This is a genomic window from Actinomadura rugatobispora (assembly GCF_042656285.1).
In the GTDB taxonomy this organism is placed as follows: Bacteria; Actinomycetota; Actinomycetes; order Streptosporangiales; family Streptosporangiaceae; genus Spirillospora; species Spirillospora rugatobispora.
On the sequence record NZ_JBHSON010000011.1, the window covers coordinates 143,212 to 160,582 of the forward strand.

Annotated in this window: 20 protein-coding genes; 3 read left to right on the top strand and 17 right to left on the bottom strand. The window is 71.8% G+C overall.

Annotated elements, in window-relative coordinates; genetic code table 11:
• Positions 1 to 82: 82 nt before the first annotated feature.
• The 15 genes from ACFPZN_RS10395 to ACFPZN_RS10465 all read right to left on the bottom strand — a co-directional run bounded on the left by ACFPZN_RS10395 (position 83) and on the right by ACFPZN_RS10465 (position 12,772).
• Positions 83 to 1,243: a S8 family serine peptidase gene (locus tag ACFPZN_RS10395; RefSeq protein WP_378281633.1), complete on the bottom strand. Its 1,161-nt coding sequence runs from the start codon at positions 1,241 to 1,243 to the stop codon at positions 83 to 85.
• 113 nt (positions 1,244 to 1,356) lie between these two features.
• Positions 1,357 to 1,794 (bottom strand): YbaB/EbfC family DNA-binding protein, encoded by a 438-nt coding sequence (locus ACFPZN_RS10400; protein WP_378281634.1) that lies wholly within the window; start codon positions 1,792 to 1,794, stop codon positions 1,357 to 1,359.
• Between the two features lie 355 nt (positions 1,795 to 2,149).
• Entirely contained in the window at positions 2,150 to 2,458 is a 309-nt protein-coding gene (locus ACFPZN_RS10405) for a DUF1416 domain-containing protein (protein ID WP_378281635.1), read from the bottom strand.
• A gap of 156 nt (positions 2,459 to 2,614) precedes the next feature.
• On the bottom strand, positions 2,615 to 3,454 hold the full coding sequence (locus ACFPZN_RS10410) for a sulfurtransferase (RefSeq protein WP_378281636.1): 840 nt from the start codon (positions 3,452 to 3,454) through the stop codon (positions 2,615 to 2,617).
• On the bottom strand, positions 3,451 to 3,888 hold the full coding sequence (locus tag ACFPZN_RS10415; protein ID WP_378281637.1) for a DUF4395 domain-containing protein: 438 nt from the start codon (positions 3,886 to 3,888) through the stop codon (positions 3,451 to 3,453). Before ACFPZN_RS10415 ends, ACFPZN_RS10410 begins: the two co-directional genes overlap by 4 nt.
• A 296-nt stretch (positions 3,889 to 4,184) precedes the next feature.
• Positions 4,185 to 4,886, bottom strand: coding sequence for a TlpA family protein disulfide reductase (locus ACFPZN_RS10420; protein WP_378281638.1), 702 nt, complete (start codon positions 4,884 to 4,886; stop codon positions 4,185 to 4,187).
• A gap of 55 nt (positions 4,887 to 4,941) precedes the next feature.
• Entirely contained in the window at positions 4,942 to 5,685 is a 744-nt protein-coding gene (locus ACFPZN_RS10425; protein ID WP_378281639.1) for a zf-HC2 domain-containing protein, read from the bottom strand.
• The gene (locus tag ACFPZN_RS10430; protein ID WP_464043958.1) at positions 5,682 to 6,173 is read right to left on the bottom strand and encodes a sigma-70 family RNA polymerase sigma factor; all 492 of its coding nucleotides are present in this window, start codon (positions 6,171 to 6,173) and stop codon (positions 5,682 to 5,684) included. The genes ACFPZN_RS10425 and ACFPZN_RS10430 overlap by 4 nt, the downstream gene beginning before the upstream one ends.
• 170 nt (positions 6,174 to 6,343) lie before the next feature.
• Complete coding sequence (locus tag ACFPZN_RS10435; protein WP_378281640.1) at positions 6,344 to 6,988, bottom strand: hypothetical protein; 645 nt, start codon at positions 6,986 to 6,988, stop codon at positions 6,344 to 6,346.
• Between the two features lie 727 nt (positions 6,989 to 7,715).
• On the bottom strand, positions 7,716 to 9,218 hold the full coding sequence (locus ACFPZN_RS10440) for a hypothetical protein (RefSeq protein ID WP_378281641.1): 1,503 nt from the start codon (positions 9,216 to 9,218) through the stop codon (positions 7,716 to 7,718).
• Positions 9,219 to 9,291: 73 nt separating this feature from the next.
• Entirely contained in the window at positions 9,292 to 10,173 is an 882-nt protein-coding gene (locus ACFPZN_RS10445) for an ABC transporter ATP-binding protein (RefSeq protein WP_378281642.1), read from the bottom strand.
• A complete protein-coding gene (locus ACFPZN_RS10450) occupies positions 10,170 to 11,033 on the bottom strand; it encodes a zf-HC2 domain-containing protein (protein ID WP_378281643.1) in 864 nt (287 codons plus the stop codon). Before ACFPZN_RS10450 ends, ACFPZN_RS10445 begins: the two co-directional genes overlap by 4 nt.
• Complete coding sequence (locus tag ACFPZN_RS10455) at positions 11,030 to 11,584, bottom strand: RNA polymerase sigma factor (protein ID WP_378281644.1); 555 nt, start codon at positions 11,582 to 11,584, stop codon at positions 11,030 to 11,032. Before ACFPZN_RS10455 ends, ACFPZN_RS10450 begins: the two co-directional genes overlap by 4 nt.
• A 120-nt stretch (positions 11,585 to 11,704) precedes the next feature.
• Positions 11,705 to 12,403, bottom strand: a complete 699-nt coding sequence (locus ACFPZN_RS10460) for an LmeA family phospholipid-binding protein (RefSeq protein ID WP_378281645.1) — start codon at positions 12,401 to 12,403, stop codon at positions 11,705 to 11,707.
• Between the two features lie 108 nt (positions 12,404 to 12,511).
• On the bottom strand, positions 12,512 to 12,772 hold the full coding sequence (locus ACFPZN_RS10465; protein WP_378281646.1) for a MoaD/ThiS family protein: 261 nt from the start codon (positions 12,770 to 12,772) through the stop codon (positions 12,512 to 12,514).
• A 219-nt stretch (positions 12,773 to 12,991) separates the two neighbouring features.
• Here ACFPZN_RS10465 and ACFPZN_RS10470 point away from each other — a divergent pair, with 219 nt between their 5' ends.
• On the top strand, positions 12,992 to 13,708 hold the full coding sequence (locus ACFPZN_RS10470) for a winged helix-turn-helix transcriptional regulator (protein ID WP_378281647.1): 717 nt from the start codon (positions 12,992 to 12,994) through the stop codon (positions 13,706 to 13,708).
• Between the two features lie 291 nt (positions 13,709 to 13,999).
• Here ACFPZN_RS10470 and ACFPZN_RS10475 read toward each other — a convergent pair whose 3' ends face one another.
• Complete coding sequence (locus ACFPZN_RS10475) at positions 14,000 to 14,644, bottom strand: 2'-5' RNA ligase family protein (protein ID WP_378281648.1); 645 nt, start codon at positions 14,642 to 14,644, stop codon at positions 14,000 to 14,002.
• A complete protein-coding gene (locus tag ACFPZN_RS10480; protein WP_378281649.1) occupies positions 14,641 to 15,954 on the bottom strand; it encodes an ATP-binding protein in 1,314 nt (437 codons plus the stop codon). The genes ACFPZN_RS10475 and ACFPZN_RS10480 overlap by 4 nt, the downstream gene beginning before the upstream one ends.
• Before the next feature lie 234 nt (positions 15,955 to 16,188).
• On the opposite strand from ACFPZN_RS10480, the gene ACFPZN_RS10485 reads away from it, so the two are divergent.
• The gene (locus ACFPZN_RS10485; RefSeq protein WP_378281650.1) at positions 16,189 to 16,491 is read left to right on the top strand and encodes a hypothetical protein; all 303 of its coding nucleotides are present in this window, start codon (positions 16,189 to 16,191) and stop codon (positions 16,489 to 16,491) included.
• A 381-nt stretch (positions 16,492 to 16,872) separates the two neighbouring features.
• On the top strand, positions 16,873 to 17,187 hold the full coding sequence (locus ACFPZN_RS10490; RefSeq protein ID WP_378281651.1) for a hypothetical protein: 315 nt from the start codon (positions 16,873 to 16,875) through the stop codon (positions 17,185 to 17,187).
• The last annotated feature ends 184 nt before the right edge of the window (positions 17,188 to 17,371 follow it).

The following is a 17,371-nucleotide window of genomic DNA, read 5'->3' on the forward strand; positions in this document are numbered from 1 at the left end:
CCTCCTTGTTTGTCTCCAGGCCCGGCCCCGGGGGCGGCGGGTGGTCGTTCCGGGAGCTTGTCCCCCTGGGTCGGTCCCGGGTTCAGGCGCCGGGGCGCCAGCCGCGGCGCCGGCCGGCCGGGATGACGACGGAGCCGATGGCCACCCCCGCGGCCGCGGTGAGCGTGACGCCCGCGATGGACAGCGCGACGATCCGCCCGACCCGGTCGTCCGGCGGCGGCTGGTCGATCTTCACCTTGTGCGGGCCGGTGGCCGCCGCGGCGGACTGGCCGCGCGCGACCGTGGTCACCGCGCGCAGCGGATTGACCACGCCCGAGCCCGTGCCCTGGCCGCGGGAGCCGTCGGCGGTCAGCTCGATCTGCCGCTTCACCTGCTCGCGGTTCATCCTCGGATGGTACGAGCGGATCAGCGCCGCGGTGCCCGCCACGAACGGCGCGGCCTGGCTGGTGCCGTCGGCCATGTGGTACGTCCCCTGCGGCCACGTGCTGACGACCGACTGGCCCGGCGCGGTCACCGTGACCGGGGTCGTCTGGTTGGAGAAGGTGGCCAGCGAACCGTCCTTGTTGAGCGCGCCGACCGCGATCACACCCTGGTAGCTGGCCGGATAGGCGTTGCGCGGGGTCTGGTTCTGGTCCTTGATGTTGCCGGCCGCGGCCACGATGACCACGTCCTTCTGGAGCGCGTACTGCACCGCGGCGCGCAGCTCGGCGTAGTCGGGCGACTGGGACGACATGTTGATGACCTTGGCCCCCAGATCGACGGCGCGGCGGATGGCCGCGGGCGCCCACTTGGGATCGTTCTGCTGGCCGCCGGTCGCCGCCTTGACCGAGATCAGCTCGATCCCGGGCGCCACCCCGAGGAACGGGATGCCCTGCCGGCGCATGTCGGCCGCGCCGATGATCCCGGCGACCTCGGTGCCGTGGCCGACGCAGTCCTCGTTGCCGGTCTTGGTGACGTCGTACTGCTTGACCCGGCCGCGCAGCTGCGGATGGGTGCCGTCGACGCCGCTGTCGATGACCGCTACCTTGACGCCGCGTCCCCGCGTCAGCTCCCAGGCCTCGGTGAAGTTGAGCTGCTCCTGCGGCCACAGCTGGGCGGGAAGCTGGTTCCTGGGCTGACCGGCCTCACGGGGCTGCGCACAGGGCGCCGCCGCCCCGGCCGCCTGCGCCAGGGGAAGCGGAGGAGCGCACACAAGCCCGACGCCCAGAGCGGACGTGAGCGCCGCCCACCGTGCTCGCCTCAATGCCACCCCTCCCAACGGGCCGACTTCGGAGCCGCTTCAAGAACTGAGTAACAGCACATTACCGGCACCATACGTTCCCGTACCGTCGCGGACCGCGATCATGGACGGCCGGATCAGCCGATCCTCGCGAGCGCCTCGTTGATCGCCCGGGTGAGGAGCGCCATCTGCCGGAGCCCCGGATCCTGCTCCGCACCGTCGTCGCCCGTCCCGTCCTCGGTCTCGTCGCCCTCCGGCTTCGCCGGCCGCGCGGCGTTCCTGGCGCGCGCGTCGTCCAGCGCCGCATTCGCCGCCAGCACCAGCTGCCGGCCGAACTCTTCGGAGGACAGACGCATCGCCTCGGGATCCAGTTCCACCGCGCTGAGCCGTCCGCCCGGCGCCGCGGTCACCCTGATCCGGCCGTCCGCGCCCGAACCGGCGCCCTCGGCCTCCGCGCCCGCGCCGTCCGGGACGTCCACGGGCTCCGCGTCCGGCCTGCGGACGCGGATCGACTCCAGCGTCGCGCGGGCCTCGGCCAGCACCCGGTCCAGATCCGCATCCGAGAACTCCGTCAAACCGGTCTTCCCTCCCATGGTCCGCCCGGTGGCGCGGGCACGCGTCCGCCGCGGCGCTCCGGGCGAGCTTAACGAGCCGTGTGCCCGCCGGAGATCCTTCCGCCTCCCGATGGTCCGATTAGCAGTTTTGCTCCACATTGTGATGTTGACGGAGCCATCCCGAGCCGGCCGCCAGAAGCAACCGACCGAACAGCACCAGAACGCCCGGCGATCACGGCCCGGACAAACGGGAGAACCACGTCCCAGGGAAGAGCGCCGGCCGCCGAGTCGTGGACCGGGAAAGGAGTCTCCAGAACGCGCGAGGCCCCGCCGTCCGCGTGGAGCGGGCGGCGGGGCCGGTGAGCCGTGGCTCAGGTCAGATCGCGACCTCGAGGGCGGCGACCTCTCCGGTCTTCGCACTGATGGTGCTGTCGACGCTCACGCCGCCGGCGGCCAGGACGCGCACGGTCCAGTCGCCGTCGGCGGCGAAGAACCGGAACACCCCCTCGTCACCGGTGACGACCTCGGCGGTGAACTCACCGGTCGAGTCGAGCAGGCGGGCATAGGCGCTGGACACGGGTGCGCCGTCGCGGGTGACGGTGCCCTGGATGACGGCCTCGTTGGCCAGGTCGACGGTCGCCGGAAGGTGCGCCGTCTGCGCGGGCGCTGCGCAGCCCTGGGTCATGATTCCTCCATCTCCGTTTTCACGGGAGTGCTGTCCGCCGGCCGGGCGGAAGATCGTTCACTGGATCGGCCGGATTCACCGGGATCTGTTACTCGGGATCGCCGGGCCCCATTACCCGGGTCAGGTGCTCGGACTGGCCGAGCCGGACGACGCGGCCTACTTGGGCTCGCCGAGCTCGATCGGCACGCCGACCAGCGAGCCGTACTCGGTCCAGGAACCGTCGTAGTTCTTCACGTCCGGCAGGCCCAGCAGCTCGCGCAGGGCGAACCAGGTGTGCGAGGAACGCTCGCCGATGCGGCAGTAGGCGATGGTCGGCTTGCTCAGGTCGACGCCGGCCTCGGTGTAGAGCTCGCGGAGCTCGTCGTCGGACTTGAAGGTGCCGTCGTCGTTGGCCGCCTTCGACCACGGGATGCTGCGCGCGGTCGGCACGTGGCCGGCCCGCTGCGCCTGCTCCTGCGGCAGGTGCGCCGGCGCCAGCAGCTTGCCGCTGAACTCGTCGGGCGAGCGCACGTCGATGAGGTTGTCGGTGCCGATCGCGTCGACGACCTCGTCGCGGAAGGCGCGGATGGCCAGGTCCTGCTCCTTGGCCTTGTACTCGGTGGCGGGACGCTGCGGCACGTCCTCGACCAGCTCGCGGGAGTCCAGCTCCCACTTCTTGCGGCCACCGTCCAGCAGCTGGACCTTGTCGTGGCCGTACAGCTTGAAGTACCAGTACGCGTAGGCGGCGAACCAGTTGTTGTTGCCGCCGTAGAGGATCACCAGGTCGTCGTTGGCGATGCCCTTGGCCGACAGCAGCTGCTCGAAGCCGGTCTTGTCGACGAAGTCGCGGCGGACCGGGTCCTGCAGCTCGGTCTTCCAGTCGATCTTCACGGCGCCACGGATGTGGCCCTTGTCGTACGCCGAGACGTCCTCATCGACCTCGACGAGAACGAGGCCGGGCGAGTCCAGGTTCGACTCGACCCATTCGGCGTCCACCAGGACGTCGGAGCGGCTCATGCGGGAACCTCCCTGTCGGAGCGGATCTTCGTGGTGATGCGGCGGATCAGCAGGTACATCTCGCAGCCGAGGCAGAACCCGAACACCGCGTTCAGGAACGCCGCCCCCAGCGCGAAGGCGGTGGCACCGATACCGAGCCAGGTGAGCTCCAGGGCGTACCCGACCGTGCCGACCAGCGCGAATCCGAGGCCGACGCCCTGGGCGAACCGGGGCGGGCCCTCGTGCTCCAGCTCTCGGGGCGGGCCGAGACGGGGGCGGATCAGCGCTTGGTAGACCAGACCGTACGGTGCGTACCGGAGGCCGAGGAGGCTCGCGATCGCGAACACCACGGCCTGGGCGGCGAGCAGAACCCAGCTTCCCGTCACCAGGACCACGATCAGTACCACCGTCGTGATGGCCGCGGCCGAGCGCTGCCCACGCGGATCAACCTGCATCGGGGTGCTCCTGGCGGAGAGATTCTGTGCGTACGAGCTAGATCGTCGGAATGCTCGGAACGGCGGGCCCGTTGGAGCGGGCCAAGCGGCTCGATGCCTTAGGCCAGGCGACAGAGCGAGGCGGACACGCGGCAGAAATCGACCGCGCGTCGCTTCGTGAGCAGCTGCTCTGTCCGGTAACGCACGGTCCGATGGTAAGCCGACTTCCGTGGCCCTGTCACATCTGTCTCGCCTTTCGAGACAGTTACATTGCCTTTCACGCAGGTCAGCGCGGCGAAGTTCATGGACTGACCGGGTCAGGCAAGGGTGCCGAGGGCCGCGATGACGTCCGCTTTACGTGGCTGGCCGGTCGCTCGGCGGACGATCCGGCCACCGCCGTCCAGCACCAGCACGGTGGGCGTGCGGATCACGTTCAGCCTGCGGACGAGCTCGAGACGGGCCTCCGCGTCGATCTCCACATGGGCCACTCCGTCGACCATCCCGGCGACCTCACCGAGGATCCGGCGGGTGGCGCGGCAGGGCGCGCAGAACGCCGTGGAGAACTGCACCAGCGTGGCACGCTCGCCAAGCTCAACCCCAAGATCGTCCACCCCGAGCCTGTCACCGCCCAAAGCCTCTGGACGACCACCAATGCCCGTGTCGTCGTTCACCGGGGTGCTCCCCTCCGCCGCCTTGCCCTGAACGCGCAGCCTGCCATCGCGGTGCCGCCGAACAAGACCGAACACGGTGGCGGCCACGAGGACCGCGATTGCCACGAGTGCGCCTTCCACGCCAGGGTGCAACCATGCCCGTACACCGTCTCTTCCCCTGACGCCAGCAAGGTCTTCCCTCGCAGCAAGCGGCAGCAGCAAGGCGAGGACGCCGTCGCCGTCGTCCGCGGGCTGCGCCGCCGGGAGCTGCTCCGGGTCGCGGTCGCCGACCTGCTCGGCCTGGCCGACGTCGGCGACGGCGCTCACCGACATCGCCACCGCCATCCGGCTGGGCAGCGGCGCGTGCAATCCGCCCCCATGACGACGATCTCCAGCGCCATCACGCACACCACCTCGCGCAAGGTCAGGCGGGGATGGTGAGGATGGGCTGGCCGTCCAGGGTGACGACCTCGAACGAGTAGATCTCGTCGCGCTGGAACATGGTGGAGCTCTCGTAGACGCCGTAGCCCTTCCGGTACGCCACGTACCAGCTGCCGAGGGCGTCCCGCTGCCCGTTCCGGGCCACCGCGTACCAGCGGCAGTGCCCGCCGAACGGCGCACCCGCCAGATGCAGTTCGACCTTCGTCCCCCATCCCCGCTTGTAGAGCACCAGCTCGGCCTTGACCCGGTTGGACGCGTTGGCGGCGTTGAGCCGCTCTCCTCCGGGGCTCGGCGAGATCAAGGGCGTGGCTGGCGCCGACGGGCCCGGCCGCCCGGCGACCGGACGGTCGTCCCGCGTGACCCCGGACACCAAGCCCCCCGCCAGCGCCCCCATCAGGACGAGCGCGCACGCGGCCAGCGCGGCGGGCGTCCACCACAGCCGGCCCGCGCCGGGCGGGCGTCGGAGGAGCCCGCGGACCCCGCGGCGGCGCCGCGCCGCGCGCGCCAGCAGCGAGTCGAGCAACTCCGGCGGTGGCCCCGTCACCTGGGTGATCTGCGCCTGGTTCACCCGGCCGAGCAACGCGGGCAGCCCCGCCAGCCCGGCCAGCTCGTCCCGGCAGGCCGGGCAGGACTCCAGGTGGGACTCCAGCCTGGCGCGTTCCGCGGGTTCGATCGCGCCGAGGACGTACACGCCCAGCGAGGTGCGCACCTCCGCACAGCCGTTCACGGCGCCAACCCCCGCTCCTCCAACGCGAGCTTGAGCGCCCGGAGGGCGTAGTACGTGCGGGACTTCACGGTGCCGGGCGGGATGCCGAGCGTTTTGGCGGCCTCGGCCACCGAACGCCCCTGGTAGTAGGTCTCGACCAGCACTGCCCGGTGCTGGGGGCTGAGGTCGGCCAGCGCCTCGGCGACCGTCCAGGACTCCAGGGCCCGGTCGATGTCGTCCGAGCCGGCCTCGGTCATCATCAGGTGCTCGTCGATCCCGGTCTCGGGCGGCCTGGCCCGGCGTGCCCGGTGCGCGTCCACCACCAGGTTCCGCGCCACGGTGAACAGCCAGGGCCGGACGGGCCGCCCGGCGAGCGCCTCGGGATGCCGCCAGGCGCGCAGCAGCGTCTCCTGGACCACATCCTCGGCCTGAGGGCGATCGCCACCGGTCAGGCGCAGGACGTAGCCGAGGAGGGGACCACCGTGCTCGTCGTAGAGAGCGCGCAGCAACCCTTCATCCGCGGTCGGACCCACATCTCTCACACGTACGGACTCCCCGTCCGGTTCACGCCCCCGCCATTTCCGCAGATCTTGTCAAGCCGCCCCACCCTCCCCGCAACGGCCCCTCCCAGCCAGACCGCCCGATCTCTCCAGCCGGGCCTCGTTCACACCAGGCTCTTTCAGCTGGTCACCCGACTGCGGCGCCCGGCAGGCTCCTGAGCGAGGACCGTCCAGGCCGCCAGCCCGAGAGTGAGCACCGCCGCCCACAGCCGGTGGGCCTCCTCCCAGCGGTCGTCTCCGAGCGGGACGGTGAGGGCGAGGCCGCCCGGGAGCACGGCGGAGGCGATCGCGATCGCCAGCACCGCGCCGCCCGCCGCCAGGCCGGGCGAGGCCGCGGACGTGAACCGCACGGCCCCCGCCGCGATCGCGAGGGCCGCCGCGACCAGCGCGGCGGCCTCCAGCGTCGCGGCGCCGACGGGCAGTCCGCCGCCCTCCGTCCCCGCCGCGGCCAGGGCGCACACCACCGCCCACCACGCCGCGAGCGGCGGCAGCGCCAGCACGAGCCGCAGCCCCTGCCGGACCGGCCGCTGCACCGGGACGACGTCGGTGGTGTGCCGGGCGGGGTCGTCCAGGACGAACGCCATGCCCAGCGCCCCGGACAGCGCCGCCATCCGCAGCAGGTACAGGACGGTGCCCGCGTCGAGCTCAAGCGACAGGACGAGCGGCACCGCCACCAACACGAGCCCGAGCCCGGCCCCTGCCGCCGGCGCCATCCACACCATCGACCGCGCCACCGGCCGCACCAGCGCCCGCAGAACCACCATCCCCGATCCCCCGCTCCTCCTCGCACCCGACATCACGTCCACCACCCCGCCCACGTGCCGCCCGTCCTCTCGGCATTCGTCGTCACACCAATCCCGCGTCCTGCGTCCCATCCCACCCGCTGCCCGATACCGCCTCTCGCCGCATCCGCCGTGGTGTCCCACGTCCTGCTCCACAAGCGGCCCGGCGCCACGCCCCGCATGGTGCGCAACACCGCGTCCGTCATCACGGCCAGCGGAGTACTCGCGGTCATGAGCAAACCCACATGCGATCGTCAGCGATCGCGCCCAGGACGGTCACACCCAGCAGCACGGCCACGCGGTCTGTGAAGGTCCCCGAACCGACCAGCCCGTCCCAGAGAACGCCTCGACCCGCCAGGCGGGCTCAGCGGACGGCCTGGTCAGCAGGGCGCGGACGACCGTGTACTCGCGAAACCGCACTCTGATCGAGGTCGCCGGTGTGGCGTCCGGCGTGGTGTCGGACGCCGTGATCGACGTGGCGTTCGACGTTATGAGCAGGCCCACCGGCGGTCGTCGGCGGCCTCGGCCGGGGCGGTCACGCCCAGCAGCCAGGCCGCGTGATCCATAAGGGTCTCCGGACGGGCTAAGCCGTCCCAAAATGCCCCGACCCGCCAGGCGGGCTCAGCGGACGGCCTGGTCGGCAGGGCGCGGGCGAGCGTGTACTCGCGAAACCGCACTCTGATCGAGGTCGCCGGTGTGGTGTTCGACGTCATGAGCAGGCCCACAGGCGGTCGTCGGCGGTCTCTACGGGGGCGGTCACGCCCAGCAGCGAGGCCGCGCGGTCTGTGGAGGTGCCTGGACGGGTCAGCTCGTCCCAGGATGCGTTGATCCGCTTGGCGATCTCGGGGGTCGGCCTGTTGAGGAGGGCCTGGACGACGGCGTACTCGCGGTCTCGGACCGTGATCGGGTTCACCGGCGCGAGGATCATGCCGCCGCCACCGCCCATGTTCTTGCGGGCGGTCGCGTACTGCGCCTCGCCGTCCGGGATTCCTCTGATCGCCAGCCAGAACATCAGGACGCCGCGCGCGTCGCAGTGGACGCGGCCGAGGCGTTCCGAGCGCACCACCATGCCTCGGGCGACGCCGGCGGCCAGTTCGAGCCGCCGCTCGCCGTCCCAGGCGGTGCCGATGGTCACCTCGTGGCCGCCGTCGGGGGCGGGCGGCAGCTCGCCCATCGCCGAGGGGCCCTTCACGGCGTACACCCGCTGGCGCACGGTCAGCTCCCGCGTCGCCGCCGGTCCGGCCAGTGCACGCACCCCGTCCACGACCTTGCGCCACTCGGCGGTCCAGGGCTTGAACTCCTCGAAGGCGCAGTAGGTGGTGAGGCCGTGCCGCACGCAGTCTTGAACGGCGGCGGGCTCGCGGGTGGCTCGTTCCCTGGCGGCGGCCAGTTCGGTGGACGGACCGCGGCCCTGCATGACCGCGGCGGCGACGGTGACGGCCAGCGCGCCGGCCGCGACCGCGCGGATCACCGCCGTACGGCCGCCGCTCGCCCACACCGCCACCATGACCATGAGGAACGCGGCGGCCACCAGGTAGAGCGCGTGCCAGCCGGCCGGTCTGCCCACCAGCTCGGCGGTCAGGGGCCGCTCCCCCTCGTCGGCCACCAGCGGCGCCAGCCACCGCGGCCCGCCCTCGTCGGCCACCAGCACGAACGTGGCCGCCAGGACGACGACCACCGCGAGCGGCCCCGCGAACGCCGACCGGGCCAACCGGCCGAGCATCACCCCGACCGCGCCGAGGAACAGCACGATCAGGGGTCCCGTCGCCAGCTCGGCGAACGACCCGTGCCCCACCGCGCCCGGCCGCGCCGCCTCACGGGCGAACAGCGCGGCCACGACCACCGCGGTGACCAGCGCCAGCGGCACCACCGACAGCGCGTGCGCGACCGTCCGCCACCAGGGCGCCAGCACCAGCACGCCGAAGTGCGCCTCGGTGCCGTGCCGGCGGGAGCGCAGGACGGCCGCGTTCACCGTCAGCAGGCCCATGAGTCCGATCAGCAGGGGTCCGAGCTGCGACTCCCGGTCCACCTCGTGCAGGACCGGGTAGGTCTCCCCGTCGCCGGGCCACAGCGTCATGACCACGTGCCCGAGCACGGCGAGGATCACCAGCGGGCGCAGTAGCAGCCGCGCCTCGACCCGCGCGAGCGCCAGCGTCGCCCGCACGGGCGATACCTCCGGCACTGTCTCCACGGGCCTTTCCAGGACTGTCATGCGTCCTCCTTGGGGGACGGCTCCGCGTGCGCCCTTGCGAGGGCGTGCGGTGCTGGGGCTTCCAAGGCGTCGTTCATGGTGCGACCGGCTGTCCGTCCAGGGCCAGGAGGTAGCCGTCCTCCAGGGTCGGGGTGAGCAGGGCCGCGTGGGCTGGAGGGTCGCCGAGGTTGCGGAACTCGCCTGTTCCGGTGCGCCAGCCGGCCAGGGCTCCCGGTGAACGCTCGGTGCTCGACCACACCCGGCCTTCGGCCAGGGCGGCCAGCTCGGCCGGGGTTCCGTCGAAGCGGATCCGGCCCCGGTCCATGACGATCACCCGGCCGCAGAGCATCGCGACGTCCTCGGTCTGGTGCGTGGACAGCAGCACGGTCCGTCCCGCGCCCGCCTCGGCGATCAGTTCCCGGAACCGCATCCGCTGCTCGGGGTCCAGCCCCACGGTCGGCTCGTCCAGCACCAGGAACCCCGGATCGCCCACCAGCGCCGCCGCCAGCGCCACCCGCTGCCGCATCCCGCCCGACAGCGCCCGGATCCGCTTGCCGCGCAGCTCGGCCAGGCCGACGCCGTCCAGGACGCGCCGCACCTCGGCGTGCCGGGCCCGCCGGTCGGTCATCTCCTTGAGGATCGCCACGTAGTCGACGAACTCGAACGCCGTGAAACCGGGGTGGAACCCGGGGTTCTGCGGGAGGTAGCCCAGCACCCGCCGGGCCTCGGTACGCCCCCGCACGCTGCGCGGGTCATGCCCCAGCACCCGCATCGACCCCTTGTCGGGCGGTGTCGCCGTGGCGAGGATCCGCAGCAGCGTGGTCTTCCCGGCCCCGTTCGGCCCGAGCAGCCCGATCACGCCGCGGCCGAGGTCGAGGGACACGTCGTCGACCGCGCGCGTGCCGCGATAGGAGAGGGTCAGCCCGGCCGCCTCCACGGCGGATCCGGTACCGGACGACGGATCTGGACTGGTCACGACAGCCTCCTGGCCGCGAATCGGAAGGACGGGTTCGGAGCGAGGTGCCGGCCGTGGTCGAACCGGTCGCGTACCGCCAGCAGCAGCGACGCCGCCGCCACGACCGCCACCGCCGCGACCACCCGCCCGGCGGGGGTGAACGGGAACAGCGCTCCCCCCACGAGCAGCCGGTCGGCCACCAGCGCCGCCGCCCAGCCGCCCCCGACCACGCCGGGCGCGACGATCGGCCCGAGCCATGGCATCAGCGCCAGCCCGAACGTCGTCAGCGCCAGCGCGGGCAGCAGCCAGCCCGCCGTGACCACCGCGAACGACGGCACCGCCAGGCTCGCCGCCAGCGACACCGGGATCGTGGTCGCCAGCACCGCCACCGTCCGCACCATCAGCAGCCGGAAGGTGTGCAGCGGCGCCACCACCGCCATCTCGTGCGTCGGGTCGAGCCCGGGCCCGAACGACAGCGCCACCCCGGCCAGCGGCAGCAGCGGCGCCGTCGCCAGCAGCAGCAGCGGCGTCGCCGTCCGCCCCACCAGCGCCGACAGCACCAGCACGGTGACCATCGCCAGCAGCCAGGACCGGCGCAGCACCGGTGTCGCCGCCAGCAACCGCGCCGTGTGGTCGGGCACCCCGACCTTGAGCAGCAGCGATTCCACGGGGCCGGGACGCGGGACGTCCATCTCGTCCTGGAGCCGGGCCCAGCCCGTGTCGAGCGCCGCCGGGTCGAACGCGGCCCCCAGCTGCGCGCGGCAGTCGCCGCAGGCCATCAGGTGCCGGTCCGCCGACCACAGCCGGGGCGGCTCCAGCGTCCCGGCCGCGTACGCCCGCAGATCCTCCTCGGGCACATGCCACGGTGTCGGTGCGGTCATGTCAGCTCCTGCCGCAGTTGCCGGCGGGCGCGCATCGCCCGCGTCTTGACGGTGCCGGGCGGCACGCCGAGCAGGGCGGCGGCCTCTCTGGTGGTCAGCCCGTCGATCACGGTCGCCTGCAGGACGGCGCGCAGCTCGGGCGACAGCCGTTCCAGCGAACCGGCCAGATCGCCGTGCTCGACGCGCGCCAGCACGTGCTCCTCGGCGGACCGCTCGTCCCGGTGCCGCATCCGTGCCAGCGCCTGGCGCAGGCGCCCGCGCGCCCCGTCGCCGCGCAGCGCGTCGATCAGGCGCCGCGAGCCGATCCGCCACAGCCAGCCCGCGACGTCGCCGTCGTGCCGGTAGGAGGCGGTGCCGCGCCACACGGCCAGGAAGGTCTCCTGGACGATGTCGTCGACGACCGCGTGATCGGCGCACCGCCCGCGCAGCCGCGCCGTCAGGAAGGGCGCGTACCGGCGGTACAGCTCCTCGAAGGCGTGCCGGTCACCGTCGGCGGCGGCTCTCACCAGCTCGCCGTCGTCGCGGCCGCCCGGCCCGTTCACCTCGCTCACACCCCCTCATCGGAACGGACCCCCGTTTCGGTTCACGGAAGGTGCGGCGGTGAGGAAGCGGCATGCCTGGACGCTCCGGCGCCCGGCGGGAGGCGGAGGTGGGAGAAGGAGGGCGGAGGGTCAGACGCCGCGCAGGTTGCTCATCTTCAGGTTGTCGGCGGTCGCGCTAACGCGGAGCCCCTCGGGGGTCGGCTGGATCTGGCTGATCCGGGAGCCCACCGGCAGGTTGGTGATGGGAACCGTCCAGGCCAGGCGGTCACGGAGCAGCGGGAGCGGGATCTGCCCGGCACCCGAGCCCGCCGACACCGGGGTGATCACGATGCCGCCGCGGGTCGCCTTCACCGACACGACCGCGCTGCCCGTCACCGGGAAGCCCATGATCGCCCCGGCCATGTCCACCTGCAGGTCGTCGCCCTTGGGCCCGATCTTGCGGACCTCCTTGGGGGCGCGCTGCTGGAGCACCTCGTACGGCACCACGGCGGAGGCGGTCGCGGTGCGGACCGTCACGTTGTTGGAGTTGCCCGCCATGACGTCGCTCAGCGGAGCGCCCACCCCGCGCATCTCGACCTTGACGTCCTTGACGGTGATGCCCGACTGGCTCCAGTCGCCGATGGACACGTCGATCCGCTCGTACTCGCCGCCGATCGCCTGGGTGAGGAAGGGAAAGCCGTGGATCTTCACGTCGGGCTGCTGCCGCAGGTCGTACTGCGCCGCCACCTGCCGGCCGATCTCGTTCTGGGCGAACCGGACGCCGAGCCGGTCCGCGGCGATGACACCCCCGACCACGAGGATCAGCAAGACCACCAGCACTTTCCGCATGACTCTCCTCCGGGCGTCGGGACGGCCACACCCTAGTCCGAGCGGAGGGGCCGCCGAGTCGCTCCACAGAACCAGATAGGCAGGAAAAATGTCGGAAAAGATGTGATATCAGCCACCCGCGAACGGCGGCAGCACCTCCACCACACCGCCCTCCGGCAACTCGATGGCCTCGTGTGGCCGCTTCCCGACCGGGACGCCGTCGACCAGGAACGAGCTACGGCCGATCACCCGCCCGAAATCGGCGTCCCGCCCGTCCACACGGGCCGCCCGGGCCAGCGCGTCGGCCAGGGTCACGGCGTCGTACGGCTCCTCGTGAACCCCCGCCGCGGCCTTCGCGGCCGCCCAGTATCTGATCGTTCCCTGAGCCATAACCCCAGAGTCTCATCTGCCTGACCCGGCGGCAGCGGGCGCATACCCCCATTGCCCCGATCCGCGCCTCGGATATGCTCTGCGAAGAGGGATCCGGGCGATGGGGCCGTGGAGTTCATCCGATGACCCAGCATGGCACCACGTCGCGAGCCGTACGCCTGGCCGGGCTCGAGGATGGACCGCCTGGGTCCTTACGTCTTTTTGGCGAGGAGGCGGCACTTGAGCAGCTTGCTCCTGCTGACCAACGCTTTGGAACCTTCCGATGAGGTCCTGCCCGCGCTGGGCCTCCTGCTGCACTCGGTCCGCGTCGCGCCCGCCGAGGCGTCCGCGCTGATCGACGCGCCACCGGCCGACGTCGTCCTCGTCGACGCCCGCCGCGACCTGGTCCAGGCCAAGAGCCTGTGCCGGCTGCTGCGCACCACCGGCCTGGACTGCCCGCTGCTCGGCATCGTCACTGAGGGCGGCCTCGCCGCCCTCAGCCCCGAATGGGGCCTGGACGACGTGCTGCTCCAGACCGCGGGCCCCGCCGAGGTCGAGGCCCGCCTCCGCCTGGCCGTCGGCCGCGCCGCCGCCGTCGCCGAGGCCGACGAGGTCCCCGGCGAGATCCGCAGCGGCGAGCTCACCATCGACGAGGCCACCTACACGGCCCGCCTGCGCGGTCGCGTCCTCGACCTCACCTTCAAGGAGTTCGAGCTCCTCAAGTACCTGGCCCAGCACCCCGGCCGCGTCTTCACCCGCGCCCAGCTGCTCCAGGAGGTCTGGGGCTACGACTACTTCGGCGGCACCCGGACGGTCGACGTCCACGTCCGGCGCCTGCGGGCCAAACTCGGCGCCGAGTACGAGTCCCTCATCGGCACCGTCCGCAACGTCGGCTACCGCTTCGTCCCGGACCACCGCCCAGGCGAACAAGAAGAGGCCGCCGCCGTCCCGTCCTAGGCCCCACTCCTGGACGCAGCCGGGGCTCTAACAGGAGTCTCCGGGTGAATCGTTCACGCTCCTTCTCTGGGTGAATCGGTTCCTCGCCATCTCGCCACGCTCGGGTCCCTGGGTAAAGTCGGTCCTCGCTTCGCTCGGGCTGCGCCCTCTGGGGCTCCCGCCCCAGACCCAAGGCAGGGGGCTCCGCCCCCCACACCCCCGAAACCCGGGACGACCAGCCGAAGACAAGCCCTCAGCACTTGAAGGCCACCCACACCGGGACCGACCGGCTCACGACCCTTTACCGTTCGGTCACTGACCGCCCGGGTTCTCCCGCTTGCCCAGCGGAACGGCTGCTCGGAGATCCCATCGGTAGAGCCGTCCGTCGCGGACCTGCTCGACGAGATGAACTTCACCGACCCGCAGGGGGCGGCCCTGGGGTTGGAGCGCGAGCGCGTCGATGACGGGTTTCGCCGGGCCGTCTCCGTGGCTGTAGGCGACGGAGACGTGCGGGGTCCAGTCGGGCTCGTCGGCGAGCTGGTGCACGCGCACCGATGCGGCTGCGGCACCCCGGACCGCCTCACGCACCGGGTCAAGGGCCTGCGGTGGCCGGATGCCGAGCATGATCGCCTCGCTGTGGAACCACAGCTTGCCCAGCTCCACCTCGATCGGGGCCAGGGCGCCAAGCCGTTCCGCGGCCCCTTCGAGCATCGCGTCGACCTCGGCCACGCTGATCTCGTCGGCGAACCCGATGATCTGCGTGGTCATGTGCAGCCACTCCTCCGGGATCAAGTCCAGGCCGTCCAGTCCGGCGAGCTTGTCCTGGTACTGGCGTACGAGTTCGCGGGGCTCGGGCTGGTCGTGCAGCAGGATGTGCCATACCAGCAGGCGCCGACCCGGCCGGACGCCGGGACGCCACCACCAGTGGTCGGACATGCGGGTCGGATATGGACTCATGGGACCTCCGGGGTGGTGAGGGCCGTGTGCTCAAGCGAACCGGTTTGGAAGGCGCGGATGCGTTCTTGCAAGGAGCTGGCCCGAGGGTCGCCCTTGTAACGGTTGTGACCGAGTCGCTGGGCAACCTCGGTCATGCGGCCGGTGATGGTGACGACACGGAACTCCCGGCCGAGGTCAAACACCGGGGCCAGTTCCTTGGCCGCGCCTTCCGGCTCACCCTTCATGACGTAGGCCAGCGCGGCGCCAATGCGAACCTGGGCCCAGGTTCCGTACACACGGGGGTCGCCTTCAGCCCATGCGTCATCGGCGGCCTGAACGGAGTGGAGCATCGCGTCGGGGTCGCGGGCACCGAGGCCCACCTGGAGTGCGTAGGTCTCCTGCCGGGCGCGCGGGCAACTCCAGGCGTCGGCCGTTTCGTCCAAGTTGTTCAGGTCATCGCGAGCGTCCTGGGCCCGCCGTAGAGCCTCATAGGCCGAGCCGATATCGCCACTGGATTGCAGAGCGGTCGCCTCCGAGACTGCCAGCAGGATCCGCCCACGGGCTCCTATGGGCGCCAGGTCGAATCCGCGACGAGCGAACTCGGCCGCCTCACCATAGCGACCTTCCCATCTAGCGGTCTTGGACTGCGCACACAGCACCAGCGCACGGACCGGATCCGAGTCGGCCTCGTCAGCGCACGTCCAGGCCGCGTACCCGTAGGCGTCCGCAAGGTCGTAGCGCCCGACGTCGCCAGCCAGAAGGTTGATCAGGGCGAACAGCTCAGCCGACACAGTGAGCAGCGTCTGCGTCTGACCGAGGCGCTGGCGGCCGTTGCGCAGGATGTACGTCACGCGGGCCTGGAGACCGCGGGCTTCTCCCAGGACGTCCAGCGGCGGCCGACGGGGATAATCGAACGTCAGCCGACGGGTCGCGGTCTCCAGATAACCGATGACACCATCGCCCACATTGGACTGCTCCAGCCACGCGGCAAGTTCGACCGCTTCCTCGGCTGCGTCGTCTCGGGCGGGCTGAGTAATGATGCCGGGGCCGGTGTAGAACAATTCTGCCTCGGTCTTGCCTGTGACCTTCGCGTACAGCGGCCGGTAGATCGGGCCCGGAACGGAGTCGCCCCGCTCCCACTGCTTGATCATGTCCGCAAGGCTCTGGATACCCGGCAGGTCGTCGGCGGTCTGGCCTGCGGCGTTGCGGAGCAGAATGGCCCACTTCTCACGCGAGTAACGCGCACGGCCGGTGAGGCTCTGCGGCTCCTCACGCAGCCGCCGCAGACGCGCGCCGATGGCCTTCCTGATGACCTTCTTGTCGGCGGACATGTCGCGATTCACCTCTCGCCGGGACCCGTCAAGGGGAGGCTGCGTAGCCTCCCCCTCCTCCCCATGGTCCCCCTAGTCCTCCGCCATCCGCCACGGATTCACTGGCTCCAACAGAACGTGCGTCGGCGCGGTGGGTCGATGCAGGCGCACGTCCTGGCCAGAGACAAAGCGGCCCCGGCCTGGTGTTACCGCACCAGGTGGCCCGGGGCCTCGGCCGGAAGGAGACTCCGACCTATGGCTGATGGTAGATCCATCACCGAGCCGCTCGCCCGGCTCGCCGCGTTCCTGGGCGGCCAGGGCCTCAAGACCGAGCTGACCGAGCGCGGCTTGAAGGTGGTCAACCCGGAGATCGCCGGGTGCTGCTCGGCCAACGCGGCCGACACGGTCGCCTGCCGTCCGCGGCCGGAGGACGGTGGCCGACTCTGGCTGTGGACGTCGTGGGGCGAGCCGATCGCCGAGGCCGACCACATCGTCGACGCCGCCCTGATCATCCGTGGCAACCTTGCCCGCCGTGCGCTGGGCGAGGTCGCGCGGTGAGCGCGATGGCTCCGCCGCCGGCGGAGGTCTCCCGCATCGTCGCCGAGTTCCGCCGCTGCTTCCCGGGCGTTGTGGCCTGGTGGGGACGCTCCACAGGGCAATGGTGGGCACTCACCCGTGACGGCTTCGGCCGTGACCACTTGGTGGAGGCGCCCGATCCGGCCGAGCTGGCTCGTCGGGTGCAGGCCGTTCTCACCACGCCCCGATTCGCCCACGACCGCCGAGCCGACGACCCTGCGAGTCCTCTGGCGACCGGTATCGACGGACCTGGTCGGCCCGCCGCGGCCCCGGGCCGCAGACCTATGGCCGCCATGGCTTCGTCCGGCGCGGCCCGCTCTGCGGCCGTCGCTGACACTCTCGACGATCCCTGGAGCGCGAAGCATGCCTCGCTTCAACGAACCGTCCGTCCTGACGCGGTACGCGCAGTTCGGACCGCTCGACAGCCTGCACGGCGCACTCCGCCAAGCATTCCCCCAGGTAAGCGTGGCCCGCGTCAGGAAGCCCTCGGAGTTCGTCGCCGTCGACTGCCGGCGCCGGGGGCCTTGGCGGGTCTGCTGGGAGGACGGCGACGAGCTGTTCATCTGGGCCTCTGGTCCTGACAAGGACAAGCCCGTCGGCACCCTCATCTATGTCGATCGGACCGCGCAACGGATCGCGCGCCTGCTCGGCCTGCCTACTGACGTACTGCGATGCTGACGCCCCGTCCGTAGACGCGGCCGGGATGGCTGATCGACCACCTCGCGTCCCCGAAGTGCACATGGCACACCTACCCAGACGGCGGGGCGGGCTGGCCTCAACGGCGCGGCAGCCGGGCCCGTCCCGCATCAACGCCGTGCGACTGCCCCAGCTCCCACGCCCCCTTCGGGAGACCCCCACGCAC